At 68.5% G+C, this 24,773-nt stretch carries 20 protein-coding genes and 2 tRNA genes; 12 read left to right on the forward strand and 10 right to left on the reverse strand.

Annotated features, from left to right (window positions below; all coding sequences use genetic code 11):
- Positions 1 to 35 precede the first annotated feature (35 nt).
- Complete coding sequence (locus tag AB0C25_RS22175) at positions 36 to 2,255, reverse strand: peptidase M6 immune inhibitor A (RefSeq protein ID WP_357375931.1); 2,220 nt, start codon at positions 2,253 to 2,255, stop codon at positions 36 to 38.
- Between the two features lie 336 nt (positions 2,256 to 2,591).
- Here AB0C25_RS22175 and AB0C25_RS22180 point away from each other — a divergent pair, with 336 nt between their 5' ends.
- Positions 2,592 to 3,797, forward strand: coding sequence for a DUF1996 domain-containing protein (locus AB0C25_RS22180; RefSeq protein WP_357375933.1), 1,206 nt, complete (start codon positions 2,592 to 2,594; stop codon positions 3,795 to 3,797).
- Between the two features lie 44 nt (positions 3,798 to 3,841).
- Here the strand turns inward: AB0C25_RS22180 and AB0C25_RS22185 are convergent, their stop codons facing one another.
- The gene (locus tag AB0C25_RS22185; protein ID WP_357375935.1) at positions 3,842 to 6,541 is read right to left on the reverse strand and encodes an RICIN domain-containing protein; all 2,700 of its coding nucleotides are present in this window, start codon (positions 6,539 to 6,541) and stop codon (positions 3,842 to 3,844) included.
- A 350-nt stretch (positions 6,542 to 6,891) separates the two neighbouring features.
- On the opposite strand from AB0C25_RS22185, the gene AB0C25_RS22190 reads away from it, so the two are divergent.
- Positions 6,892 to 7,758 carry a hypothetical protein gene (locus tag AB0C25_RS22190; protein ID WP_357375937.1) on the forward strand — a complete coding sequence of 289 codons (867 nt, stop codon included), beginning with the start codon at positions 6,892 to 6,894 and terminating at the stop codon, positions 7,756 to 7,758.
- Positions 7,759 to 7,813: 55 nt separating this feature from the next.
- Here AB0C25_RS22190 and AB0C25_RS22195 read toward each other — a convergent pair whose 3' ends face one another.
- Both AB0C25_RS22195 and AB0C25_RS22200 read right to left on the reverse strand, forming a co-directional pair.
- Complete coding sequence (locus tag AB0C25_RS22195) at positions 7,814 to 8,728, reverse strand: alpha/beta hydrolase (RefSeq protein ID WP_357375939.1); 915 nt, start codon at positions 8,726 to 8,728, stop codon at positions 7,814 to 7,816.
- Entirely contained in the window at positions 8,721 to 9,188 is a 468-nt protein-coding gene (locus AB0C25_RS22200; protein ID WP_357375941.1) for a hypothetical protein, read from the reverse strand. Before AB0C25_RS22200 ends, AB0C25_RS22195 begins: the two co-directional genes overlap by 8 nt.
- A gap of 229 nt (positions 9,189 to 9,417) precedes the next feature.
- Between AB0C25_RS22200 and AB0C25_RS22205 the strand changes: the two genes are divergently transcribed.
- The 3 genes from AB0C25_RS22205 to AB0C25_RS22215 are packed head-to-tail and all read left to right on the forward strand — an operon-like array spanning position 9,418 to position 10,608.
- Positions 9,418 to 9,672 carry a type II toxin-antitoxin system prevent-host-death family antitoxin gene (locus AB0C25_RS22205; RefSeq protein WP_357375944.1) on the forward strand — a complete coding sequence of 85 codons (255 nt, stop codon included), beginning with the start codon at positions 9,418 to 9,420 and terminating at the stop codon, positions 9,670 to 9,672.
- On the forward strand, positions 9,669 to 10,043 hold the full coding sequence (locus AB0C25_RS22210) for a type II toxin-antitoxin system VapC family toxin (protein ID WP_357375946.1): 375 nt from the start codon (positions 9,669 to 9,671) through the stop codon (positions 10,041 to 10,043). The genes AB0C25_RS22205 and AB0C25_RS22210 overlap by 4 nt, the downstream gene beginning before the upstream one ends.
- Positions 10,044 to 10,098: 55 nt before the next feature.
- Positions 10,099 to 10,608, forward strand: a complete 510-nt coding sequence (locus AB0C25_RS22215; RefSeq protein WP_357375948.1) for an HAD domain-containing protein — start codon at positions 10,099 to 10,101, stop codon at positions 10,606 to 10,608.
- Between the two features lie 473 nt (positions 10,609 to 11,081).
- Here AB0C25_RS22215 and AB0C25_RS22220 read toward each other — a convergent pair.
- A tRNA-Lys gene (locus AB0C25_RS22220) sits at positions 11,082 to 11,157 on the reverse strand.
- A gap of 130 nt (positions 11,158 to 11,287) precedes the next feature.
- Positions 11,288 to 14,272, reverse strand: coding sequence for a glycoside hydrolase family 3 C-terminal domain-containing protein (locus tag AB0C25_RS22225; protein WP_357375950.1), 2,985 nt, complete (start codon positions 14,270 to 14,272; stop codon positions 11,288 to 11,290).
- Positions 14,273 to 14,284: 12 nt separating this feature from the next.
- Here AB0C25_RS22225 and AB0C25_RS22230 point away from each other — a divergent pair, with 12 nt between their 5' ends.
- Entirely contained in the window at positions 14,285 to 14,449 is a 165-nt protein-coding gene (locus tag AB0C25_RS22230; protein ID WP_357375952.1) for a hypothetical protein, read from the forward strand.
- 376 nt (positions 14,450 to 14,825) lie between these two features.
- On the opposite strand, the gene AB0C25_RS22235 is transcribed toward AB0C25_RS22230, so the two are convergent.
- The 3 genes from AB0C25_RS22235 to AB0C25_RS22245 form a co-directional block, all read right to left on the reverse strand.
- The gene (locus AB0C25_RS22235; RefSeq protein WP_357375954.1) at positions 14,826 to 15,617 is read right to left on the reverse strand and encodes an ABC transporter ATP-binding protein; all 792 of its coding nucleotides are present in this window, start codon (positions 15,615 to 15,617) and stop codon (positions 14,826 to 14,828) included.
- A gap of 26 nt (positions 15,618 to 15,643) precedes the next feature.
- A complete protein-coding gene (locus AB0C25_RS22240; RefSeq protein WP_357375956.1) occupies positions 15,644 to 16,432 on the reverse strand; it encodes an ABC transporter permease in 789 nt (262 codons plus the stop codon).
- Positions 16,433 to 16,552: 120 nt separating this feature from the next.
- Positions 16,553 to 17,509, reverse strand: coding sequence for an ABC transporter substrate-binding protein (locus AB0C25_RS22245; RefSeq protein ID WP_357375958.1), 957 nt, complete (start codon positions 17,507 to 17,509; stop codon positions 16,553 to 16,555).
- A 443-nt stretch (positions 17,510 to 17,952) separates the two neighbouring features.
- Between AB0C25_RS22245 and AB0C25_RS22250 the strand changes: the two genes are divergently transcribed.
- From AB0C25_RS22250 to AB0C25_RS22265, 4 genes are read left to right on the forward strand one after another with little or no spacing between them, the layout of a single operon-like run.
- Entirely contained in the window at positions 17,953 to 18,666 is a 714-nt protein-coding gene (locus AB0C25_RS22250) for a GntR family transcriptional regulator (protein ID WP_357375960.1), read from the forward strand.
- A gap of 37 nt (positions 18,667 to 18,703) precedes the next feature.
- Entirely contained in the window at positions 18,704 to 19,639 is a 936-nt protein-coding gene (locus AB0C25_RS22255; RefSeq protein ID WP_357375963.1) for a DUF6282 family protein, read from the forward strand.
- A complete protein-coding gene (locus AB0C25_RS22260) occupies positions 19,636 to 20,352 on the forward strand; it encodes a PIG-L deacetylase family protein (RefSeq protein ID WP_357375965.1) in 717 nt (238 codons plus the stop codon). The genes AB0C25_RS22255 and AB0C25_RS22260 overlap by 4 nt, the downstream gene beginning before the upstream one ends.
- The gene (locus AB0C25_RS22265) at positions 20,349 to 21,008 is read left to right on the forward strand and encodes a 4-carboxy-4-hydroxy-2-oxoadipate aldolase/oxaloacetate decarboxylase (RefSeq protein ID WP_357375967.1); all 660 of its coding nucleotides are present in this window, start codon (positions 20,349 to 20,351) and stop codon (positions 21,006 to 21,008) included. Before AB0C25_RS22260 ends, AB0C25_RS22265 begins: the two co-directional genes overlap by 4 nt.
- Before the next feature lie 674 nt (positions 21,009 to 21,682).
- Here the strand turns inward: AB0C25_RS22265 and AB0C25_RS22270 are convergent.
- A tRNA-Lys gene (locus tag AB0C25_RS22270) sits at positions 21,683 to 21,758 on the reverse strand.
- 189 nt (positions 21,759 to 21,947) lie between these two features.
- Here AB0C25_RS22270 and AB0C25_RS22275 point away from each other — a divergent pair.
- Both AB0C25_RS22275 and AB0C25_RS22280 read left to right on the forward strand, forming a co-directional pair.
- On the forward strand, positions 21,948 to 23,222 hold the full coding sequence (locus AB0C25_RS22275; protein WP_357375969.1) for an Ig-like domain-containing protein: 1,275 nt from the start codon (positions 21,948 to 21,950) through the stop codon (positions 23,220 to 23,222).
- A 248-nt stretch (positions 23,223 to 23,470) separates the two neighbouring features.
- Positions 23,471 to 24,760, forward strand: a complete 1,290-nt coding sequence (locus AB0C25_RS22280) for an Ig-like domain-containing protein (RefSeq protein ID WP_357376014.1) — start codon at positions 23,471 to 23,473, stop codon at positions 24,758 to 24,760.
- Positions 24,761 to 24,773: the final 13 nt, after the last annotated feature.

A 24,773-nucleotide genomic window follows, 5' to 3' on the forward strand; every position in this document is an offset into this window, starting at 1 on the left:
CCTCGACGGCGGGTGCCCCGCGACCTGGGTGGAGATCAGCTCAGTGAGCTGCTGCCCCCGGGCTGCACCACACCGTTCACGGTGAGCTGGTACGGCGCGTACTGCCGCACCTGCTCGGTCGGCTCGTCGTACGCCACCACGGCGACGACCTTCGGGAAGGCGTCCAGCACGGCCAGCTGAAGCTTGCCGATCGTGACCTCGGAGCGGCCGTTGGACTCGAACTGCCAGGCGATCGAGTGCTTCTCGTCGATGCCGACGAGCCGCAGGTTCCAGTTCTTGACCGGGGTCGGACGGATCTCCGTCGGCGAGTCGAACGGCGCCAGGCTGGTGCCGTCGCTGAGCGTCTGCCCGCCGACGGTGATGTCGTCGAGCAGCAGGCCGCCCTCGTTGGTGCCACCATCGCTGACGTACTCGAAGCCGAGCAGCACGGTCTTTCCGGCGTACGCCGACAGGTCGTACGAGCGCGCCTCGAAGCCGCTGGTCGTGCCGTTGAGCGCCGGACCGCGCGGCCCGTCGACAGTCTTGTCACCGGGGATCGCCGTGTACGTGGCACCGCCGTCCGTCGACACGGTGACGTAGCCGTAGTCGTAGCCGAGTTCCGCGCCGTACTTGGCCTGGAACCGCAGCGTCGGGTCGGTGGTCGGCACGGCGACGGAGGTGACCGCCGTCGAGTCGAGGCTGTTGGCGTTGCCGGAGAAGAGCACCGCGTTGCCCGGCCGGTCCGGGTCCTGGGTGGTGGTCGTCCACGACAGCGGGAGCGCGGGCAGGGTCTTCGCGCCCTGGAACTTCACCGACCGCAGGTCGCGACCGCTGAGCACCTTGCCCTTGGCCGTGCCCAGTTGCACGTAGTCGGCGCCGTTCGGGGCGGCTCCCGGCGTACCGTTGGCCGCCGTGCTGGCCAGGTTGACCGTGGAGCGCAGGCTCGGCGTGGTGACCCGGCTCTTCGCGACGCCGAGGGTGATGCCGAACTTCGACTCGCCGACGAGCTTGTCGAGCAGCGTCATCGACTGGAAGTCGTGGATGACCTGGTAGAAATCGTGGACCCCGACCGTCTCCAGCTCGGCGTCCAGGCTCGCGAGGCCCTGCCGGGTACCGTCGCGGTGCAGCCGGGACATGAAGTCGGCGCCGTAGCGGTCGTAGAGGAACAGCATCAACGAGTACGCGCTGCCGTAGTCGGCGAGGACCGCGTTCGGGTTGGGGCTCTCGTCCCAGAGGGTGAGGGAGTTCTCCGGACCACCGCAGTCGCGCGGGTTGGTGTTGTACGGCGTCTGGACCGTGCCGAATCCCTGGTAGCAGTAGAGGTGACTGTCGGCGCCCCGGTCGAAGACCGTGGCCTTCGAGTCGCTGTACCCGGTCAACGACATGGCGAAGTCGGAGAGACCCTCGTTGATCCAGTTACCCTCGAAGGGGTCCGCGTAGTAGTGCGCGAGGTGCTGCCACTCGTGCGCGAACGTGCCCTCGTAGCTGTTCGGCCGCGCGCCCCGGCTGGTGCACAGGTCGGTGGTCGGCTCGTCCGGCGGGTTCGCCGTCATGCGGTGCAGCCAGTCGAACGCGTCGACGGTCATCACGTTGCGGTCGAGCAGCTCGTTGAACTGTGCGGAGAAGAACCCGGCGATGTACGTCGGCGCGGCCGGGAACGTGTAGTAGTTGTCGTCCCGCACGTTGTCCACGAGCGTGACGGTCTTGTTGCCGGCGCCGGTGTAGACCCCGCCATTGCCGTTGGCGTCCGGCCCGATCTGGGCGTTGCTGCCGTCCCGGTCCGGCGGGGTGCTGAAGGCGTTCGTCTCCTTCGGGTACATGTTCGTGTCGAACTCGTCGACGAGGTGCTTCACCTGCGCGTCGGTGATCTGCGTCGACGACGGCACCTGCGTCCGGCAGTCACCGGCCGGGAACGCCAGGTCGTTGGCGACCCAGACCTCGATGTGCTCACCGACCGCCCGCAGCGTGTAGTCCTTGCGGTAGACCGAGCCCTGGACGTCGTCGAGGCCGAGCCACTGACGGACCGTGCCGACCGCCGGCGTCTCGACCGACTGCGCCTGCTTCCGCGCGCCCGTACGCGGCTGGTATCGCGAGGGCGTCTCGATCGGCCGGCCGTCCAGCGTGAAGTCCTTGCGGGTGAGCTCACGCATGTCGCTCCGCGGGGCGACCTTCGGCGCGACGGCTTCCGCCGACGCCGGCGACGTCGCGGTCACGACGGTGAGGGCCGGTAGGACGAGGACAGCGGCGAGCGCCCCAACCATGCGGGTGCGTGCCATGGAACCTCCTTCGGGTGTGCAACCCGGTTCCCGTGAGGCCGGTCGGGGTGTCGACCGCTCACGATGATCAGTTGAACCGGGGACACGGTAGCCCGAGGCAACCTTCACGTTCGACCGATCGGTAAAGCGATACATCTCACCGGCGAGAGTGGTAATCCGCGACATCCGACTGCTCCGCGTCCGTGGCCAGGAACGACGCACTGACCTGTATGGACATTCGGGTCCGCACATTTTAAGGAAAGTTTAAGAAACTGTTGAGTACGGGCGGTGGGTGCCTACCATTCGGCGGCCGTGGCCGTTCGGGTCAGCCTCATGTCGACTCGTTGGGAGTGACAGGTGTCGTACGAGAGCCCACCGCCGTCACGTCATCGCCTTCCGGGGTGGCCGGCCCGCAACAAGCTCGGCGTGGCCGCCGCAGCAGCGGTCCTGCTCGTCGTCGCGGCCGGGGGCGTGTACCTGGGCAACGGCGGGGTGACGCCCGAGCCGTCGAACGCGGCCAACGCCCAGCAGTACCCGTCGCCGTCGGCCGGGCAGCCACGGTCCGCCGCGGCAACGTCGGACTCCGCGCCGCCGACCGTTGCCACGTCCCCGTCGACCAGCGCGACCCCTTCGACCGCAGCCACCCCGTCGACCGCCGCCGCGCCACCGATCCCCGCCACCGGCTGGATTACCGCCGACCGCACGACCTGGAAGGCGCAGGCCGACGCGTACCAGGCGTTGACGATCGACCCGGTCCCGGCCGGTGTGGGCAACCTCCCGGAGTTCCGCGCGGACTGCCAGTACAGCCACCGGTTGCCGGATGACCCGATCGTCGCTCCCGGCCTACCGGGCGCCTCACACATGCACTCCTTCGTCGGCAACAAGGCCGTCGACGCGAACACCGTCGCCGGCGACCTGACGAAGTTCACGGCCACCTCCTGCAAGCCGGTGCAGGACCACTCCGCCTACTGGGTGCCCACGCTCTACGACAACGCGACAGGCAAGCCGGTCGAGACCACGGGCTTTCGGGTCTACTACCGATCGCTCGCCAAGAACTCGACGGGCCAGATGCCGATGCCCAACGGTCTGCGCATGATCTCCGGCGACGCCAAGAAGAAGAAGCCGACACCGCGCGGCGCGACCGGGCAGTTCTACTGCGCCTTCTACGGCCCGGGGGACCTCGACGGCGTCGCCCGCAGCACCAACGGCAACTGGCCCATCTGCGGTGGGGACGCGACGCTGCACTTCATGATGCAGTTCCCCGACTGCTGGGACGGCAAGCACCTGGACAGCCCCAACCACAAGGACCATGTGGCGTACGGCGGCGGCAACGCCTGCCCGCCCAGCCACCCGGTCCGGATCCCGGCGATCACCTTCGACATCCAGTACCCGGCGAAGGGCACCCCGGCGGGCTACTACCTCTCCTCCGACAAGGAGGGCAAGAGCGCCTCGTCGATGCACGGCGACGCGTTCGTGATGTGGGACGTCGCCACCATGAACAAGCGCACCAAGAACTGCGTCCTCGGCCGCCGGACCTGCGACAACTACGGATACCAGAAATAGCCCGGGGCCAGGCCCGTGTCGGCCTGGCCCCGGGGTCTGATCGGTCAGCTACGCAGCGTCCACCGCTGGTTCGCGCCGCCGTTGCACGACCAGAGGATCACCTTGGTGCCGTTGGCGGTGGCAGCGCCGTTGGCATCGAGGCAGAGCCCGGACTGGGCGTTCGTGATGGTGCCGTTGCTGTTGACGTTCCACTGCTGGTTCGTGCCGCCGTGGCAGTCCCAGATGATGACCGCGGTGCCGTTGGCCGTGCCGGCCCCGGACGCGTCCAGGCACTTGTTGCCGTACACGGTCAGCTGCTTGCTGGCGGTCTGGGTCCAGCGCTGGTTGGCGCCGGTGGAGCAGTCCCAGAGCTGCGTCTGGGTGCCGTTGGTGGTCGAGGAGTTGGGCACCTCGAGACAGCGGCCGGACTGGCCACCCACGAGCTGCCCGGCCCCCGTGCCGCCGCCGCCCTGCTGTTGCCGGACGATGAAGGTCGACTCCGCCGACCGGTTGCCCTGTGCGTCGACGACGTAGAGCCGGTACTCGCCCTGGGTCGTCGGCACGGCGATGGACGTGGCGTTGCCGGCCGCCCTGGTCATCGTCGCCCCGGCGGTGAAGGTGGTCGTGCCGGACGGCGCCAGCCAGACCGACCTGGTGGCGTCGCCGGTGCTGCGGATCGGGATCGACGCCGTGGCACTTGTGACGAACGTGCTGGCCGGCAGCACGTAGTTCGGCGCGGAGAAGGTGCTCGCCGGCACGATGTCCCGGTACGCGTCCTCCAGGCCGGAATTCGCGGCGATGCCGTACGCCGCCGCGGGCCAGACATAGTCGGAGGAGACGAGGATGTCGGCGACCGTGCTGTTCGGCAGGTTCTTGTTCGAGACCTTGTTGATCGGGCCGTAGATCTGCGTGATGCTCAGATCGTGCTTCCGGCCGAAGTCGTCGGAATTAATCATCCAGGTGACGTTCTTGTCGATGCTCAGCACGTTGTCGCGGAAGGTGATGAACGCCGATCCCTCGTCCGGGTGGAGGCCGTACTTGTGGCCCGACGGCACGCCCTGGAGATAGTTGTTGGTGATCATCGTCCCCGGCTGGCTGCCGAGCGTGTAGATCGGGGCCGTGTCACTGAGACGCTGCACCGTGTCGATGATGTGGTTGTAGCTGATGTTGTTGTTTCGCGCCGTCGTGGTGGGTCGGTTGGGCACGATCGAGCCCGACGATCCGTCGAAGTTCCACCAGCCCCAACCCATCGTGATACCCGACCACGTGGTCTTCTCGATCCGATTGCGCTGGATGGTGAGGGTGTCGGCGAAGTACGCCGAGATGGGGCTGTGCCCGTTGAACAGGACCGCACTGTCGTAGAGGTAGTTGTTCTTGATGTCGATGTTCTTCGGCAGCCCCTCGACCTGCGCGGAGAACTTCTCCCGGTTGGTCGACGTGCCGTCTCCGATGTAGACGTGCTGCGGATGACCCACGGTGATTGCGGAGCCGGCGATGTCGTTCGTGTGGTTGCCGATCAACTGCGTGCCCTGCACGTCGTTGATCATGTTGATCCCGTCGGCGCCGGTGTGCTGGATCCGGTTGCGTTGCAGCAGGATCCCGTCGGCGTTCTGGATCTGGATGATGCCGGGCGTCACGTCCACGTTCCGGTAGTAGTAGACGTGGAAGTTGCCCTTGGCGTACACCTGGGCACCGAGGTTGCCCTGCTGCGCCTGCTTGAAGGACGAGCCGGCGACGTTGAACAGGTTCCAGTCGGAGTGCTGCACCGTCAGCCCGGAGAACGTGATGTTGCGCGCGTGGCTGCTGGTCGAGGTGCCGGCGACGCGCAGCAGGTGGGTGACGTTGTTCGGCGCGTAGACCGTCGCGGTCGACATGTTGTCGGCACTGGCCTTGTAGTAGTAGACCGTCTTGGCGCCCTTGTCGAAGTAGAACTCGCCGGGCGCGTCCAGGAACTCGTAGGCGTTCATGAGCTTGTGGGTGCCACCCACCTGGGCGTTGCCGTTGAACGAGCCCTGGGCGATCGCCGCACCCGGCTGCTGGAAGAGGGCGACCCGGTTCGCGCCGTCGGAACTCGTGGTCACCTGGCGGACGCCCACGATGGCCGTGGTCCAGGTCGTGCCCGTCTCGATCTCGATGTCGTCCTGGTTGCGGGGAACGGCGGGGAAATCATTCAGGCTGTATTTGGCACCATCGCACTGCGAGCCCGACTCCCAGGCCCAGGCGGCCTGGTTGGCCGTGATGGTGTACGTCCCGTAACAACCCCCCGAGCTGATTGTCTTCGACGCCATGACGGCACGCTTGTCGTTGACGTACAGCGCACGCAGCTTGTTGGCGCGGTCCAGCGGCGCCTTCCAGATGTTGCCGCTGTGCTGGGTCCACCCGGTCACCTGGACACCACCGTCGAGGACCGGCTTCTCACCCGGGTAGGCACCGTAGCTGATCCGGAATCCGTTGGTGCCCGAGTCACTCGTGCCGAATTCGACAGTGCTGCTGATTGGATAACTCCCACCACGCAGCAACACGTTGATGTCGCCGGTCATGTTCGTGTTCACCGTACGGACGACATCCCGCGCGCGCTGTAGCGTCTTGAATGGGGATTCGATGGTCCCCGCGTTGGCGTCGTTGCCGTCCGGGGCGACATAGTAGGTCGCCTGGACCGCGGCCGCGGCCGGCAGCTGATTCGTCAGCACGGCCGGCACTGCGGCCGAGACGAACACCGCGAGCGCCAACAATGACGTTCGAGCGGTGGAAATTGCTGATTTCACGTGCTGTTCCTTTCACTTGCCGTCGACGGGATGCCGAATGTGGGTATCGAGCGACGAGCACGGAACAGCGACGCCACTAAGGACTGGCGGAGGGGTGCTGTTGCCCGACCGCACTCATTTTCCAATCGCTACGAAGCTCTCCCCCGGACTGTATGTCGAACGTGTGACGACTGCAACAGCCAATTAAGAGTGGTCAATGCGCAAAGGTGCTCGTACCGGGCAGAACGCCCGACCTCCGTCCCACGTCCTACAGGCATCGTCCGATGAATCCGCGCCGAGGACCTGGCCGCCCGGCAGGCTGAGTAGGAGCACTCAGCACGCCGCTGCCGTCGACCGGCATGCTCGACGCCATGACGCATCCTCACCGGACCACATCGCGCGATGCGGTACGAGCCCCTGCGGTCTCCCAGACGCGGACGGGCGGATGGCCGCCACTGGCGCGGCGGCGATCCCGTACCCCTCGACGCCCCGCCCGCACGGCGGCGGCCTGCATCGCCGTGGCGCTCTGCCTGCTGTCGGCCGGGTGCGCGGAGTACCGCGACGGCGACGCGATCGCGCAGGACAGCGCGGCGACCGCAGCGGAGCTTCTCAACGAGAGGCTCGGTCATCGCAATCGGGTGCGGAGCGCCGAGCACATCGCCGCGGCCGAGATCCTCGAGCCGCCCAGTGGCGGCACGTCGAACGTCCACCGTGAGCCGCTGGCCTGGTCAGGGCGCATCGTCCGCGACGAGCAGGCCACCGTCGACGTCCGATTCGTCGTGACGGTGCAGGAGGATTACGGGACCTTCGGCAACCCCGGCCACTCTGCCGGCCAGGCCACGCGGTGCTACCGCTACCTGCTGGAACTCTATCGCTACACCTCTTACAAGGAGATCGACTGCCCAGCTGCGTCGACCCCACCGGTGCCCACCGCCGAGCCGATTCCGACACTGCCCGACGACGCGCGAAACCGGCTCACCGCGGTGCTGCGTACCGCCACGCCCGACACCCTCGCGGGCGCCGTGCGAGCCGCCTTCCCCGAGCAACACGTCACCGTCGACACGACCACCCACGAGAATGCCCTCGTCGCCGTGGTGGGCGTCCCCGCCGAGCGGCAGTGTCTCCTGCTGGTCCGCGCTCCCGACGGAGCCATCACATCACCGGGATACGACCGGATCTGGCTGGAGCCGGGCGAGACGGGGTGCAAGACCGGGCTGTACGTCTCGCCGCCGCGTTAGCCGACAGCCCACCCTCCCCAACTGTCGGCCGCGAGCCGCCGCTCCCGCCTCAGGCTCAGCCGCGAGCTGCCTCGTGCAGAAAGTCGGTGACGATGGCAGCGAGCTCCGCCGGGCGTTCGGCGACCATCGCGTGGCTGGCGCCGGCCAGCGGCAGCACCCGCAGGTGTGGGATGTCCACGGTGGCCAGTCGTTCCAGGGTGGCTCGGCGGTAGGCCGCGTACACCTCGTGGAACGGTTCCTGCTCGGGTAGGTCCTCGGTGGCGAGGACGAGCAGCAGGGCGCACCGCGCATCCCGGTAGGCGGGGACCAGGTCGAGAGACTCCATCGCCTCCCGCAACTGTCCGGTCACCGTCGGATCGGGGCGGAGCCGGTAACGGCCGTCGTCGCACGGCACGAGGTTGCGTTCGAAGGTGGCCACCCAGTCCGCCGGATCGGCGCCGTACCGCCGGGCCATCGCACGCTGCCCGGCCAGCGCCGCGGCCAACCGTTCGGCGGTGAGTGGCTCGGCCAGCATCGCGGCCATCCCGTCGAAGGCGGCCCGCAGCTTGGCGAGCGCCGTCGCCGCCTGCCCCGGGTCCATCCCGGCAAGGTGCTCCGGGCGGCTCGGCGGAGGATTTCCGTCCAGGCTGACGACACCGGGGCACTCCGGGTGACGCTGCGCCCAGAGCGCGGCCAGCATCCCACCGAGGGAGACCCCCACCACTGCGGGGCGATCGAGACCCAGGCCGTCGGCGACGGCGGCCAGGTCGTCCAGCACCTCGCCCCACCGCCACGGGCCGTCGCCGGACCGCCCGTGGCCGCGCAGGTCGACGGTGACCACCCGGTACGTCTGCCGCAACTCCTCGGCCAACGTCGTCAACTGGGCGAGGTTGCCGCCCGCACCGTGCAGCAGCAACAACGAGGGCCCCGGTCCACCGAAGTCGCGGTACGCGATCGACACTCGGCCGGAGCTGATGAGGGAATCAGGCACGTCGGGTTCCTTCCCGCAGTAGTCGGTCGCGGACGGCGCAAGACAGCACACCGCCCTCGGGATGGCGGGCGAGCTTGCCACGGGCGGCCAGGTCGTGGACTCCCTGGCGGGTGATGCCGAGCATGGCGCCAGCCACCGCGTACGACACCGATTCGGCGGTGGGGTGGCCCACCCGGCGTGCGACGATCTGGCCGAGCGGGGTGCGCCACCAGTCGAGCGGCGGGTTGAACGGGCCGTCGCCGGGATAGAGCGTCGAGATCGCCCGGACGATCACGCCGTAGGCGGCCTGCTCGTCACCGCCGACCATGGTGGCGGCCCAGGAGCGTGCCCGGTCCTCCACGACGGACCGCAGCGAGTCGATCGCCGGGTCACCGTCGACCAGGATCTCGAGAGGATCGAGCAGCCGAACCTCGATCAACCTGAGGAGCTGCGCGACAAGTTCCGCATTCGCTGCTGACACACCGACCCCCTTCGCTTGACACCCATCGTCAAGTACTTGACGGGCGATGTCAAGCACGGGATGGTTGTCGTCCCCAATGCCGGCCAACGTGGTGATCCATCGACCTCGACCCTGCCCAGCGCGCCGGCTCAGACGGCGTCCGGCGACCCCGACCGCAGGCAGCCAAGCCGCTGGCGCACGCGGCCAAGCAGGCTAAACTAATCCCTTAGCTAAGCGAGGGGGTTACGCCATGTCGGCTGAGGCCGTGCACTACAACATGCACGACGCCAAAACCCACCTGTCGCGCATCATCGAACGGGTGGAACACGGCGAGGAGATCATCATCGACCGGGCGGGCACCCCGGTGGCGAAGGTCGTACCGCTGGTTCGGCGGGCCAACCGCACCGCAGTCGGCTCCCTCGCCGGCCAACTCGACCTCTCCGGCGACTGGGACTCACCACAGACCAACGCCGAGATCGCCACCGACTTCGGCATCGGCGCATGACCCTGTTGCTGGACACTCACGTCGCGCTCTGGGCCATCACCGGCGACTCGACCCTCGGCACCGAGTTCCTCGACCGACTGCGACACGAGCCGGACATCTTCCTCTCCCCGGTCACCCTGTGGGAGATCGCCATCAAGCAGAGCGCGGGGAAGCTCGGCGGACCCCCTGACCTCGCAGAGCGAGTAAGGGACATGGGCTTCCAGGAACTCCCGGTGACCCACGCCCACGCCATCGCCGCCGGTCGCCTGCCAGCGCATCACCGCAACCCCTTCGACCGCATGCTGGTGGCCCAGGCGATCACCGAGAGTCTGACCCTGGCCTCCCGCGACGCGTCGATAGCGCTGTACGACGTGGACATCCTCAAGGTCTGACGCGCGTCAACTCAGCCGCGTGACGCCAGCGGGGTGGGGGCTAGCCTCTTGGGTCATGTCCGCCCCTGCGCCGCGTTCATTGCTGTTCCTCGACGTGGACGGCACCCTCATCCCGTTCGGCACACCCGAGGCGGCTCAGCCGGGCCTGCCGCATAGCCACACCCAGGCACCAGCCCTACCGGCCGACGCCAATCCCCTGCTGCACAAGGTCGATCCGGGACACGGCCGCCGGCTGAAGGCCCTGCCGTGTGATCTCGTGTGGGCGACGACCTGGATGAGCGACGCGAACGACGTGCTCGCACCGCTGCTCGGGCTGCCGACACTGCCCGTCGTGGAGTGGCCCGACTCCGACGAGGTGGGGCTCCTGCACTGGAAGACCCGCGGACTGGTCGAGTGGGCGCAGGGACGTCCCTTCGTCTGGGTCGACGACGAGATCTCCGCCGCCGATCAGCAGTGGGTGTCGACTCATCACCCCGCTCCGGCCCTGCTGCATCGGGTCGATCCCCGTCGCGGGCTCACCGAGCACGACTTCACTGTCATTGAGAGCTGGCTCAGGCGGGCGTAATAGGGCGGGCCCCACGCCGTCGCAGTCGCCGTGCTTGGCGGGCTGTCTGGCCACTCGGGGCCGATGTTGGCGAGCGATACGCCGGAACAGCGACATCGGTAACCGGTGGTGCACCGACTCGATGCGGTGGGGGCAGCGGGAGCTTGGACATCGTGGCAGGCTGCGGCGGTGATCAGCAGCTCGCGCAAGGTCGTGCGCAGCACCGCAGCAGTGCTCGTCGCGCTGCTGTGTGGGGCCTGCGGAACAGGTCGCCGAGACGCCGTAGCCGAACCTCCGCAAGAGGCGACATCCGCGTCGGCGGCACCGCAACATGGAGAACATCTGACCCATGGGTCCATGACGACAGCCAGGCATCCAACAGGACGAGGCCGGGTCCAACGGCTCCCGAGCACCCGCAGAGCGACCGCCCACCACCGAAGCACACGAAAAAGGCCCTCCCCCAGTGTGAAACACCAGGTCAGGGCCTTGATCGTTGGTGCGCCGCCAGGGACTCGAACCCCGAACCCGCGGATTAAGAGTCCGCTGCTCTGCCAGTTGAGCTAGCGGCGCTCGCCGGCAACGGGATGAGACGTTAACACCGCCGTGGACGGACGCATCAGTGACCCCAGGTCCACCGGCCGGCCGGACCGGCCCTGAGCGTCCCGGGCCGGGACGACGGTCGTCCCGGCCCGGGTTCCGGTCACCTGATGGAGAAGTCGGCCAGCCGCAGCGGGGAGTCGAACACCAGGTACACGTCGTGGGTGCCGGCGGCGCGGGCCAACTCGGCGCTGACGTTGGCGTACCGGTAGTCGTCGCCGGTGCTGGGCACGGTGGCCGTGCCGAGCAGTCGGCCGGTGGGCGAGCCCAGGCGGACCTGGATCGTGCCGGCGTCCGCGCCGGCCCTGGCGACCTTGGCCGTGAAGGTGTCGGCGCCCGGACGCAGGGCCGAACCGGCGAACGAGATCCACTGGCCGGCCGCGGTGGCGCCGACGGCCGTACCCTGGGCCTTCGTCTCGTCGACCAGCCGGACCCCTGCGTACCTGTCGAAGTTCTCCGCCCGGGTGGGCCGGGACAGGTCCCGGGCCGGGACCGTCTCACCGCGCACCCGCACCGCGGTCCGGGACCGGATGTCCTCGGCGGACGCCCCCACCATCAGGTCGTGGGTGGACGATTCGACAACCCACCGGCTGCGGGTGACGTCCCAGTGCGCCAGGTCGGCGGCGGGCACCCGCAGTGTCACGGTCCGGGTCTGCCCGGGTGCGAGTTCCACCCGCTGGAAGGCCTTGAGCTGACGGATCGGAGTCTTGACCCGGGAGGTGCGCTGGTGGGTGTAGAGCTGGACCACCTCGGAGCCGGCCCGGCTGCCGGTGTTCGTCACGTCGACGCTCACCGTGATGGTGCCGTCGGCCGCGACCGGCCGGTCGCCGGTATGCGCCTGGCCGTAGCGGAACCGGGAGTACGACAGCCCGTGGCCGAACGGGTAGAGCGGCTTCGCGGTGCTGTACAGGTAGGTCTGCCCGGACGAGATGATGTCGTACTCCAGCAGGTCCGGTGGCAGTTGCCCGTCCGAGCGGTACCAGGTCTGGGTGAGCCGACCGGACGGGTTGCGGTCGCCGAACAGGACGTCGGCCACGGCGTGCCCGGTCTCGGCGCCCGCGTGGGTGGTCCACACGATCGCGGGGACGTGCTCCTGCTCCCAGGTCAGGGTGACCGGGTAGCTGGTCTGGAGCACGAGAACCGTACGCGGGTTGGCTTTGACGACGGCCTTGACCAGCGCCTCCTGGCCGGCGCTCAGGGCCGTGGAGGTGCGGTCGTGCGCCTCGCGTCCGTTGATGAACGGGTTGCTGCCCACGACCAGTACGGCGGTGTCGGCCGCCCTGGCCGCCGCCACCGCCCGGTTGATTCCGCTGCTGATCACCTCGCGGCTGAAGCGGGTCGCCGCGGCGGGGGTGGACGCGCCGAGCTTGAGCGCGCCGTCGTCGCCGACCGTGACGTACTTCTCGGGGGCGAACCAGCTCTCCTTGGTCTCGTAGCCGACGTAGCGCAGCACCACGGTGCCGTCGTCCTGCGGCTCCAGCTTGAACTGCTGCTGGACGTACCAGCCGTTTGGCTGCTCGTCGCGGGTGATGAACGGCCCCCAGTTGTAGCCGAGGTAGCGGCCGTTGGCGGCGTTGCGCAGCGTCACCACGTCCTGGCCCCAGTCCACCACGTCGAACTGCGCGGCGGGCGATGCCGTGGTGCCGGTGGCGGCGACCGGGTCGGCGTCGGTGGTGCCGGTGGCCGTGACGTACCTGCCGGTCGCCGTGTCCTTCAGGGCGATCCGGTCCGCCCCGTCGAGCCCGCTGACACTCGCGGAGTTGCCCAGCCGCTCACGGATCCCGTCGAGCGTGGTCACCTGGTACGGCAGGTCGCCGCCGTACCAGTCGGTGTAGAGGGTGTCGGCCAGCGGACCGAGCACGGCCACCTTGCGGGTGCGGGCCGGGTCCAGCGGAAGTGCCTGCCGGGAGTTCTTCAGCAGCACCATCGCCTCGCCGGCGGCCTGTCGGGCCAGCCGTTGGTGTTCCGGGCTGTTGATGACGTCCGGGGTGATGCCGCCGTGGCGGCCACCGCCCGGGTCGAACTCCCCGAGCCGGAACCGCACGTTCAGGATCTCCCGGATCCGGGCGTCGATGTCCGCCACGGTCAGCAGGCCGGTCGTGAGGGCCTGCTTGATGGCCGTCACCGTCGGTTGGGCGTTGGTGTCGTCGGTGATGAAGCTGTTGAGGCCGGCCTTGATGATCGCGGCGTTCGCCTCGGGCTGGGTGGCGTAGTACCCCTGCGAGGCCACGAGGTTGTTCGGCGCCCAGGCGTCGGTGACGTTCATCAGCGGCTGGTCCGTCCAGCCGCGTACCACGGTGGCCAGGTCCGGATCGACGGTGGCGGGCCGTCCGTTGATCAGGTTGTACGCGGCCATCACGCCGGTCGCAGCGTCGGCGGCGAGGGCCGGCTTGAACGCGGCGCGCTCGTACTCATTGAGCACCCGAGGCGGCACGTTCGACGAGGTCACGTCGCGCCGGATCTCGTTGTTGTAGGCCAGGTAGTGCTTCAGGGTCGGGGCGCTCTTCAGGTGGTCGGGATCGCCGCCGGTCATCCCCGAGCCGTACGCGGTGGACATCTTGGCGGTGAGCAGCGGGTCCTCGGAGTAGCCCTCCTCGTTGCGGCCCCAGCGGGGGTCACGCAGCAGGTTGACCACCGGTGCCCAGAGGTTGAGACCCCACACCCGGGGGTTCTGCGCGTGATAGCCGCGCGCCTCGTCGCCGACGGCCGAGCCGACCCGGTTGATCAGGTCGGTGTCCCAGGTGCTCGCCATGCCGACCGGCTGGGGGAAGGCCGTGCCGCGGGCCTTGACGACAGCGCCGTTGTTGTCGATGTCGGTCGACCAGGCCACCCCGTGCAGGGCCTCGGTGCCGGTCTTGAACAGGCCGATGCCCAGCCGGGGAACGGCTGGCTGGTACTGGTGCAGCCAGGAGATCTTCTCGTCCAGGGTGAGCCGGCCGAGCAGGTCGTCAACCCGGGCCTGCACCGGCAGGTGTGGGTCGCGGAACGGGTAGGTGGGTTCGGCGAGGGCGGTGCCGGGAACGGCCGGTAGAGCCAGTAGGACGAGCGCGAGCACGGCGATTCCGCGCCGAAGGCGCTTGTTCCCCATTTGCTTCTCCTCATGTCGTACGACAGACGCCCAGCGGACGCCCCGACCGGCGTGGCCAGGCTCGACACCCGGCTGACGGGCCTGGACGACGGATCGTCGAAGCGCTTCGACGATCCGGCCGCAACCACCACGGCCATGATTGTTGTGATCCGCGCAACTATAGATGCGTGCCAATGAGCAGGCAACAGTCGCCGCAGCCGGATGCGCCGCATCGGTCGGACGCCCAGGGTCAGATCGGCGGGCTGTACCGCATCGGTGGGTCGCCCTGGGCTGGTTCACCGCTCGCTGGCGCGCCGCTGCCGACGGCTAGTGAGGCCGCCGCTGTCAAGGAGAGGCTTACGCGGGGCCCAGGCTAGCAGGCATCCGCATCGACGGCGCAGGGGCTTTGCGTGGTCGCCGGGGTGTCTTGCGACCTGGGCGCATGGGGTGCCGCTGGCCTGATTGGAGGGTGACGGGTGGGGGCGGCTGCTGGTCCACGTCGACGCCGAGACGTTGACGGCAGGGTGGTGCGGGGTGCGGCGCTACCCGAGGGGCGGATCCACTCGCTGCCGACCTACGGCACCTCGACCGATGTGGCGGTGGCGGACGAGTGGTCGTTGCCCAGTAGCAGTTGGTGTAGTTCCGCGGAGCAGGCGGCGACCTGGTCCATGTGAGCGTTGTGTCCGAAGGAGCGGGGCCGTGGGATGTCGATGTCCACGAGCCGTTGCAGCCGGCCGGGCCGGGCGCTCAGCACTGCGACCCGGTCAGCCAGCAAAACAGCCTCCTGGATGGAGTGGGTCACGAAGACGACAGTCGTGCCAAGGTCCATGTGGATGCGCTGCAACTCGGCCGCCATTTCCTCCCGGGTCAGCGCGTCGAGTGCGGAGAACGGCTCATCCATCAACAGGACCTTTGGCCGTTGGATGAGCGCTCGGCAGAGCGAGACCCGTTGCTGCATGCCGCCGGAGAGCTCGTGGGGAAGGCGCTTGGCGAAGCCGTCCAGCCCGGTCATCTCCAACAGGCGCATGGCGTGATCGCGATGCTCTGACCGATGCCACCGGAATATCTCGACTGGCAGCAACACGTTGCTGAGGACCGTCCGCCAGGGCAGCAGTGCTGGGCGTTGGAACATCATGGCGACGTCACGGCGAGGTCGGGTCACCGGCTCGCCGCCGATCCGGATGTCGCCCGCTGACTGTGGGATCAGCCCGGCGACGAGCCGCAGTAGTGTCGACTTGCCACATCCGGACCGGCCGATCACGGCCATGAACTCGCCGTCACGGATGTCCAGATTGATGTTCTGCAGTGCCTTGACGGTGCCGGTCCGGCTCTTGAACGTCCGTGACACGTCACTTAGGTTGATCATCATGCTCCCCGAGGTCTGAGCGCCGGTCATGACGAGATCGCCCGGGCCCATGGCACGAGGATCCGCTCGAGTGCCCCCACGAGGTAGAACAGGGCGGCCCCCATGATGGCGAGCAGGGTCAGTGCGGCGAAGGCGAGCGGGGTGTCGGCGGACTGCCCGGAGCTGACGACGACCGAGCCGAGACCCCGGTCAGGCTGGATGACCTCGCCGATGATCGCACCGACGATGGCCAGTGAGGTCGCTACTTTCAGGCCCACGAAGACCTGCGGCAGCGCCCAGGGAAGGCGGACCTTCACGAATGTTTGCCACCACGACGCGGCGAGCGAATTGGACAGCTCGCTCAGGTCGTTCGGAGTCGAGGTGAGCCCCGCCATAGCGGATACCAGGATCGGGAAGAAGCAGAGCAGGACGACCATCACGATCTTGGGTTGCGTGCCGAACCCGATCCAGACCAGGAGGAGAGGCGCAAGCGCGACCTTCGGTACGGCGTTGATTCCGGCGATGAGCGGTAGGGTCATCCGTTCTACCGTGCGGGAGGCGGCCAGCACGATCGCGATGGCCAGTCCGCCAACCGCGGCGATGCCAAAGCCGGTGATCGTCTCCAGGAGGGTCACCCAGGCTTCCCTGAGCAGATAGTCGGGCAAGCGGAGGAAGGCGTCGACGACGTCGGGTGGGGCAGGCAGGAAGAAGGGCTCGATGTTGAAGACTCTGGTGGCCGACCACCAGAGGGCGACCGCCAGCACCGCGCCCAGGACGGGCAGCCCGGCGGTCGACCATAGGTGTGCTGACCTGGAGCTGGTCCGTTCGGCAGGCATGGCGGCTTCCTCCGTGGAGGTCGTGTGGCAGGGGTTCGGTGCGCCCGGTGGTCGTGAGGGGACGGTGCCCGGCTGCGGCAACCATCCCCTCACGCCAGGTCCGCGAGGTAACGCTTGTCGTCAGCCCTTGGGGATGAAGCTGTTGTCGACGATGTCCTTCGGGGTCAGACCGTTCGGGACCACGCCGGCGCCCTGCAGGATGGCGATCGACCGCGAAACCCGTACCTCGTCCATGGATCCGATCGGAGCTCCACCGGCCGGTGACACGTACGCGGCCATCGCCTCAATCTCACCCACGCCCGCAGCCACGGTGTAGGTCGGCTTCACCTTGTTCAGGATCGTCGCCGCTTCCTGCGGGTTCTTGACGCTGTACTGCAGTCCCTTGAGGATCGCCTCGGTGAAGCGGCGGACCAGGTCCGGGTTCTGCTGGATCAGGGCCGGGGTGGTGATGATGGCGTTGCCGAAGAGGTCCCCGAGGTAGTCGCTGTACGGCAACACCACGACCTCCTTCTTCGCGACCGTCGCCAGTGCGCCACGGCTGAGCAGGAAGGTACCGAGCGCGTCCACCTGGCGGCTGGCCATCAGCCCGTTCAGCGCGGTGGTCTGCGCGCCCTGGATCTTGACCGTGTTGGGGTCGAGTCCGGCCATCCTGGCGTAGGCGGGGAAGAGCAGCTCGGTGACCGAGCCGGCGGCGGTGGCCATCGTCTTGCCGGTGAGGTCCCTCGGCGCGCTGATGCCGGTGTCCTTCGTGGTCATCACGGCGACGAGTGTCTGCTGGTGAACGGCAGCGATCGCCCGCCAGTCGGTGAACTCGCCCTTGCCCGCCTGGATCACCGCGCCGGTGAAGTCGAGGGCGCCGAACTGAACCTGACCAGCCTTGAGTGCGGTCAGGTTCGGCACGTTGCCGGACCCCTCCTTGATCTCCACCTCGATGCCGGCCTCGGCAAAGTAGCCCTTTTCCTTTGCCACCCAGGCGAAGGAGTCCCGGCCGACAGCGCCGAAGGCCGTGATGTAGGCGACCTTGTCGGTCTTCTTCGACTCCTCGGTGTCGGAGTCTGAGCCGCTGCAGCCGCTCACGGCTACGAGGGCGGCAGCAAGGACCGCAGCTACCAGCACTCGGGAGCGCTCAATCATCATTTCTCCAGCTTCCAGGGGTTTGAGAAGCGGACGCGGGGAGCGCCCGAGCAGGTTGGGTAGGGGCCACCACTGTGATCATCGATCGTGGACTGTAGAGGATCCACGCCGCACCTGTCACCGCCGAGGTACGACGGATCTGGGCTCAGCAGAGTGCCATCTTGCTCTTTCGGCAGCTCAATGGCCTGTTGACATCCTGATCATGAGCAACGATCCTGTCTACAAGATTGTGCAAGATTTATCGCACAGTTCGCGGGGCACTCTCGGGTAGCGGGGTTGCGACAGGGCCGCCACGATGTCCGGCGTTCCACCGCAGGAGGCACCGCACATGGTGGCGTCCAATCGGTTCGGGCTCGGCAAGCCGGGCCCGGCAACATGGGAAATCGGTGACCGTAACCATGGGTACTTCGCCACGACGTCCGGCAGGCATCTCTGCCGAGGAGGCTTACGAGCACCTGCGCCAAGCGATCCACAGTGGCGAACTCGGTCCCAACGAACGACTGGTAGAGGCCACATTGGCCGACCGGCTTCAGGTCACCCGCGGGGTGGTGCGCACCGCGCTGATCCGGCTGACCCAGGATGGTCTGGTCGTTCGTACCCCCAACCGCGGGGCACACGTCCGGATGTTCACCGAGGCCGAGGCAGTCGAGATCCTCCAGGTGCGTGCCGCCCTGGAAGCGCTGACCGCGCGGCAGGCGGCGCTGAACGCGACCGACCAGGAAATCGCCGCGATCCGGCGGCAGCTCGACCAGATGACTCTGAAGCTCAAGCAGAACGACCTGCTCGGCTACTCGGAGGGAAATGCCAAACTACACGCCGCGATCATCGCGGCCGCCCGCCACGAGACCGCTGCGCAGCTCATTGCCGGCCTGCGTGCACAACTCGTCCGGTTCCAGTTCCGCACGATTCTGGTCGCCGGCCGGCCACCCGAGTCGCTCGCCGAGCACACCGCGATCGTGGCGGCCATCGCCGATCGCGATCCCGACGCCGCAGAAGTCGCCATGCGCCAGCATCTTCTGAGCGTCGTATCCGCCTTGGACAAGACCACGACGGCGATCCGGCGGCGGTTCAGTCCAGTCGACTCCACCCACGCGGCGTGAGTCGAGCGTCACCTCACCAGCCCTTCCAAGGAGCAGAATGTCAGACCACCCCGCCCCGTCCCCGCGCGCCCGCGCCCTGGTCACCGGGGCGTACGACACCCACGTACACGTCGCTCCCGACGTGATGGAACGGCGGATCGACGATCTCGACCTGGCACGACGGTTCGCCGAGGTCGGCCTCGCTGGGTTCGTACTGAAGTCCCACTACGTGGCGACCGCCGAGCGCGCGGCGGTAGTCCGCAAGGTGGTCCCCGACGTGGACGTGCTCGGCGCGGTAACGCTGAACGGATCGATGGGCGGCATGAACCCGGCCGCGGTCGAGATCGCGGGCCGCCAGGGCGCCCGGATCGTCTGGATGCCCACCGTCGACTCGGGCAATCAGCGTCGCAGCAACGCCACCGATCCGCCCGGCGCCAAGCCGGCGATGTGGGGAGCGCTCCAGGCCGACCTGCACGCCCAGGGCATCGTGCCGGCTGTCGTCGAGGTCGTCGACGAGGAGGGCCTGGTGCTCGACCACGTGCGGCAGGTGCTGCGGGTCATGGCCCGGCACGACCTGGTGCTCGCCACCGGGCACCTGGACGGCGACGAGATCCTCGCCGTGGTCCGGGCCGCGAAGGAGGAGGGCGTCCGCCGCATCGTCGTCACCCACCCCGAATTCACCTCCCAGCGCCTGCCGGTACATCGGCAGAGGGAACTGGCCGAGGCCGGCGCTCTGCTGGAACGGTGCTTCACCACGCCGCACACCGGAAAGGTTGCCTGGGACGACCTGTTCGACAACATCCGGCAGGTCGGCGCGGAACACTCCGTCCTCTCCAGCGACCTGGGACAGCCGTTCAACCCGCCGGTCGAAGACGGTCTTGCGCTCTTCGCCGACCGCCTGCTGGACGCCGGCTTCAGCGAGCAGGACATCCACACCATGGCGGTGGTCAACTCCCGACGTGTCGCGGCGGCGAAGGCGGAGGCGTCGGCATGAGTAAGCGCAGGATGCTTGTGGTCGGGGCGCACAGCGCGGACTTCGTCTGGCGGGCAGCCGGCACGGTCGCCGCACACACCGCCACCGGTGGGGAGGCCCTCGTGCTGGCGTTGTCGTACGGCGAACGGGGCGAGTCCGGCGAGCTCTGGAAGGACCCGAACCAGACGATCGAGGGCGTCAAGCGGATCCGGCACGCAGAGGCGGAGCGGGCCGCGGGCGCCGTGGGCGCCACCCTCGAGGCGTTCGATCTGGGCGACTACCCACTGCGGATCAAGGATGAGGGCATCGATCGGCTGGCCGAGCTGATGCGCGACTACGCCCCCCACGTGGTACTCACCCACCCGGACCGAGACCCGTTCAACCCGGACCACCCGGCCGCGCACGCCGCGGTGGCGACCGCCCGGCAGCTCACCGCCGGCGCCGGCGTCGCCAGCGGCTTCAAGACCGCCCCACCCTCGGAATTCCTGGTCTTCGAACCACACCAGCCCGAGCTGTGTGGCTTCACACCCACCGTCTTCGTCGACATCACGGAGGTGATGCCGGCCAAGCAGGAAGCGATGGCCGCGATGGGCGCCCAGGGCTACCTCCGTGAGTACTACACCCAGCGGGCCGATCAGCGAGGCAATCACGCTCGTCGGGTCAGCGGCAACAGCGCGATCCGGCAGGCCGAGGCGTTCCAGCGGCTGATCCCGAACGTGGTCGGTACGCTGTGAGCGTCACTCCTCATCCCACCGAGATCGACCCGGACGCCCTTGCCGCGTTGATCGCCGGTGGCGTTGCCACCGTGTACGAGGCGTCCGGGCGGCACGGCCTGATCGACGTGGAGCTGACGCAGATCGTGCCGGGCACCGCTGTCGCCGGCCCGGCCCGGACCGTCCAGTGCGGACAGGGCGACAATCGCGCCGTCCACGAGGCCATGACGGCGCTCAGGCCAGGCGAGGTGCTGATCCTCAGCATGCCCGATCCCGCGCCGATCGCGCTGATCGGCGAGTTGCTGGCGACGCAGGCACAGGTGGCTGGTGCCGTCGGTGTGCTCGTTGACGCGGCGGTTCGGGACGTGGACGAGTTACGCGCCCTTGGCCTGCCGGTCTGGGCGCGCTGGTGCCGCGTGCGGGGAGCCACCAAACACGAGCGGGGCGCACTCGACGTCGCGGTCGTGGTGGGCGGCGCCACCATCGCCCCCGGCGACATCGTGGTGCTCGACGCCGACGGCGCAGTGGTCGTCGACAGGAGCAGCCTCACCGAGGTGGCCGTGGCGACGAAGGCACGCATGGAGAAGGAGACCACGCTGCGGGCGCGCCTGGAGGCCGGGGAATTGAGCTACGACCTGCACGGGATGCGGGCGGCAGACGAGTCTGCGGCTTCCTGATCTCGACATTCGCCGCTGACATTTCTGGCGGGCCGGGGTGTGGCCGCCGGCGGTAACGACCGATGAGGGCCCTGGCCAACTTCTTGCTGGTCAGGGCCCTCATCGGTGCGAGCAGGGGTCCGCCTCACCGCAGCGTGAGCGTGACCTGCCCGGTCGCCACCCCGGACGGGTCCACCACCAGGCGTACGTGCCGGAGGCCGGCAGCAAGTGGTGAGACCAGCGGTGGCGGCAGCGCCGATGCCGTCGTCGTGGAAGCTACGGGCCAGCGTGGGCGTGAGGTCGCGCCCGTCGAGGCGTACCCCGGTCACCTGGACCGTGCCGACGGCGCTGGTCGGCAGCGCGCACGCCGCGTCTGTGGTGTTCGTGACCGCGAGGTCGAGGCGGACCTGGTCGCCGGCCCGGTAGTCGGTCTGGCCGGGCCGCAGGGACAGGCCGAGGCCGCCGTCGGCGGGTGCCGCGACGGCGCCTACCGCCCCGGCCGCCAACCAGTACGGGGAAACGTGGCCGCGAGTCGCAGGGTCCACCTCATGGTGCGGACTGTAGGGGCGCGACGGCGGGTCTCCGCACGCTCTGTCGGGGACCGGTCCCCGCCGTGACGTCGACGCCGCTGTCGCACCCGCGTACCCGAAAAAGGCCCTGACCGGCAGGTATCTGCCAGGTCAGGACCTTTATCTTGGTGCGCCGCCAGGGACTCGAACCCCGAACCCGCGGATTAAGAGTCCGCTGCTCTGCCAGTTGAGCTAGCGGCGCTCGTTCGGCAACGGAGAAAACATTAGCACCCACCCGAGCCGGGCTCCAATCCGGTTACCCGGCTCCCCCCTTCGGTCGAGCTTTGCGGGCAAAAAGCTACAAACCGGCCTTCGCGCTCAAGACGGGGGGGTGGGTTGCGGCGGTGATGCGGCACGATGTCCGCCAGGTACGCGAGAACAGAGGTGGGGAATGACACGGTTCACGCGAGCCGGTGCGGTGGTGGGCGCTCTGACTCTGGTGGCGTCGCTGGCACTGACCGGGTGCGGCGACAAGCAGAAGGCGCCGACTTTCGTCGGTGGAACGCCGGCGGCGGACGCGGGCGCCGCACCTGGCTCGTCCGCGCCCCCGACACCAGCCACGCCGGACGCGCCAAGCGTGCCGACGCTCACACTGAGCCCGGCCAACGGCGCGAACAACCGGCCGGTGAGCAGCGAGATCAGCGCGAAGCTACCGGACGGCGGGAAGGTTTCCGCGGTCACTCTGACCGCGGACGGCGGGGGCACGGTGGAGGGCAAGCTGCGCACCGACGGCTCCGCCTGGGTGCCGTCCGCCCCGCTGAAGTTCGGCACCCGGTACACCGCCACGGTGACGGCGAACGCGGCCGACGGGACGAGCAGTCAGGGCACCAGCAGCTTCACCACGATGGCCAAGCCGAAGTCGACCATCGGATCCGGCCTGTACCTCTTCGACGACAAGAGCTACGGGGTGGCCATGCCGGTGGTCACCGAGTTCCACCCGGGCATCCCGAAGAAGGACCGGGCGGCGGTGCAGAAGCGGATGTTCGTCCGCACCGATCCGCCGCAGCCGGGGGCCTGGCACTGGGTCGACAACGGTACGCAGGCCTACTACCGGGCCCCGGAGTACTGGAAGCCCGGCACGACCATCACGGTGCGGATCGCCCTGGCCGGGATGCCGCTGAGCAACGGCAAATACGGCGACATGGACCGCAAGGCCACTGCCAAGATCGGCCGGTCGTTCCAGATGAAGGTCGACAACGCCAGCAAGAAGATGACGGTGTACGAGAACGGCGCGCTGGTGCGCACCATTCCGGTGAGCCTGGGCAAAAAGAGCACGCCGTCGTCCAGCGGCACCATGGTCGTTATGGAGAAGAAGGAGGCCACGACCTTCGACACCCGCGACGACCCGGATCCGGCCAACCGCTACGTCACCGACATCCAGTTCGCCCAGCGGCTGACCTGGGGTGGCGAGTACATTCACGCCGCCCCCTGGTCGGAGCACGTACAGGGGCGGCAGAACGTCTCGCACGGCTGCGTGAACGTGTCGATGGTGAACGCCCGGTGGCTGTTCGAGAAGACGCGGATCGGCGACCCGATCACGGTGAAGGGCACCGAGCGCAAGCTGGGCGCCGGCAACGGCTGGACGGCGTGGAGCCTGAGCTGGTCGGCGTTCATCAAGGGCAGCGCGCTGCCCGTACCCAGTGGTGGGGCCGGCCCCCTGCTCTGAGCGTGTCGGCCTTCTCGCGCCGGCCCCGCCATTGGCGGGGCCGGCGTACCCTTGCACTCCGGCGAGGCGACGACGCCGCAGCGACCCCACCGCCCCCGCACGGAAACGAGCCAGACTCACGAAACGCCGGATAGTAGCAAGAATCCGGCAAAATAATCGGCGTGTTTCGGTTCACCCTCGGCAACCCGGGCCGGCTCTGGCGCGTCAGTAGGAGACGATGGGGCAGCGACCACGACTGTGAGGGAATCATGCGAGCTAGCCAGGATCAGCTGATCAGGCACCGTGGGCGACGTCGCGTGTTCGCGGCGGGTTTCCTCGCCGTGGCGTTGGCCTTCACTGCCGCCTGCACCAGCGGCGACGGCGGTAAGCCGTCCTCGTGGCACGGCGGCGGCGAGAGCCCGCCACCGAAGGCCGCGGCGACGATCAGCGAGCCGGCGGCCGACGCCAAGGACGTGCCGGCCTCGACCGGCATCACCTTCACCACGAAGGACGCCATGCAGACCGCCGTCGAGCTCAAGGACGCGGCCGGCAAGGCGGTCGAGGGCGCAGTCGCCGCGGATGGCAAGACGTGGCAGCCGGCCGGCGCCCTGGCGTACGGCACGAGCTACACGGCGACCGTGACCGCCACCGGCGACGATGGTCGTCCGGCCACCGCGACCAGCACCTTCACCACCATGGCCAAGCCCGGCAATCAGGTACGCGTGAGCAGCTTCCTCGGCGACAACCAGGTCGTCGGGGTCGCCATGCCGCTGATCGTGAAGTTCAGCCGGGCCATCCCGGAGGACTACCGCGACGACGTGCAGCGTCGGATGACGGTGACCTCGACCCCGGCCCAGGAGGGCGTCTGGCACTGGGTCAGCCCCACCGAGATCCGGTACCGGCCGAAGGAGTTCTGGAAGGCCAACAGCAAGGTCTCCTACCGGGTGCAGGCCGGCGGCCTGCCGATGGGTGAGGGCTGGTACGGCCGCGCCGACCTCGCGGTGGACGTCAAGATCGGCCCTTCGCTGATCATGACGGTGGACAACAAGAACAAGCGGATGACGGTGACCCGCGACGGCGCTGTGATCAAGACCATCCCGGTGAGCCTGGGCAAGAAGAGCACCCCGTCGTCGAGCGGCACCATGGTGGTGATCGAGAAGCTGCGCAAGACGGTCTTCGACACGATGGAGGAGCTGGGCCCGGAGGAGGGTTACCGCACCAACATCGACTTCGCGCAGCGTCTCACCTGGGGCGGGGAGTTCATCCACGCGGCGCCCTGGTCCGAGGGTCAGCAGGGCAGCGTGAACGTCTCGCACGGCTGCGTGAACGTGTCGATGGCCAACGGCAACTGGCTGTTCAGCAACACGCGGGTCGGCGACCCGATCACGGTCAAGGGCACCGAGCGCAAGCTGCAGAACGGCAACGGCTGGACCGACTGGAACATGAGCTGGGACGAGTACGTCAAGGGCAGCGCCCTCCCGTACGAGCCGCCGGCCGACCCGGCCACCACGCCGGCCCCGGACGGCGCGGCCACCCCGTCGCCCACGCCGACCGCCTGACGCGGGGCACGCG

It is taken from the genome of Micromonospora sp. NPDC048839 (assembly GCF_040649915.1).
Taxonomy (GTDB): domain Bacteria; phylum Actinomycetota; class Actinomycetes; order Mycobacteriales; family Micromonosporaceae; genus Micromonospora.

Coding starts and splice junctions, on each gene's coding strand:
- AB0C25_RS22175 (WP_357375931.1), bottom strand. CDS start 2,255: ATGGCACGCACCCGCATGGTTGGGGCGCTCGCCGCTGTCCTCGTCCTA.
- AB0C25_RS22190 (WP_357375937.1), top strand. CDS start 6,892: ATGACGCATCCTCACCGGACCACATCGCGCGATGCGGTACGAGCCCCT.
- AB0C25_RS22205 (WP_357375944.1), top strand. CDS start 9,418: ATGTCGGCTGAGGCCGTGCACTACAACATGCACGACGCCAAAACCCAC.
- AB0C25_RS22210 (WP_357375946.1), top strand. CDS start 9,669: ATGACCCTGTTGCTGGACACTCACGTCGCGCTCTGGGCCATCACCGGC.
- AB0C25_RS22215 (WP_357375948.1), top strand. CDS start 10,099: ATGTCCGCCCCTGCGCCGCGTTCATTGCTGTTCCTCGACGTGGACGGC.
- AB0C25_RS22225 (WP_357375950.1), bottom strand. CDS start 14,272: ATGGGGAACAAGCGCCTTCGGCGCGGAATCGCCGTGCTCGCGCTCGTC.
- AB0C25_RS22230 (WP_357375952.1), top strand. CDS start 14,285: ATGTCGTACGACAGACGCCCAGCGGACGCCCCGACCGGCGTGGCCAGG.
- AB0C25_RS22235 (WP_357375954.1), bottom strand. CDS start 15,617: ATGATCAACCTAAGTGACGTGTCACGGACGTTCAAGAGCCGGACCGGC.
- AB0C25_RS22240 (WP_357375956.1), bottom strand. CDS start 16,432: ATGCCTGCCGAACGGACCAGCTCCAGGTCAGCACACCTATGGTCGACC.
- AB0C25_RS22255 (WP_357375963.1), top strand. CDS start 18,704: ATGTCAGACCACCCCGCCCCGTCCCCGCGCGCCCGCGCCCTGGTCACC.
- AB0C25_RS22260 (WP_357375965.1), top strand. CDS start 19,636: ATGAGTAAGCGCAGGATGCTTGTGGTCGGGGCGCACAGCGCGGACTTC.
- AB0C25_RS22275 (WP_357375969.1), top strand. CDS start 21,948: ATGACACGGTTCACGCGAGCCGGTGCGGTGGTGGGCGCTCTGACTCTG.
- AB0C25_RS22280 (WP_357376014.1), top strand. CDS start 23,471: ATGCGAGCTAGCCAGGATCAGCTGATCAGGCACCGTGGGCGACGTCGC.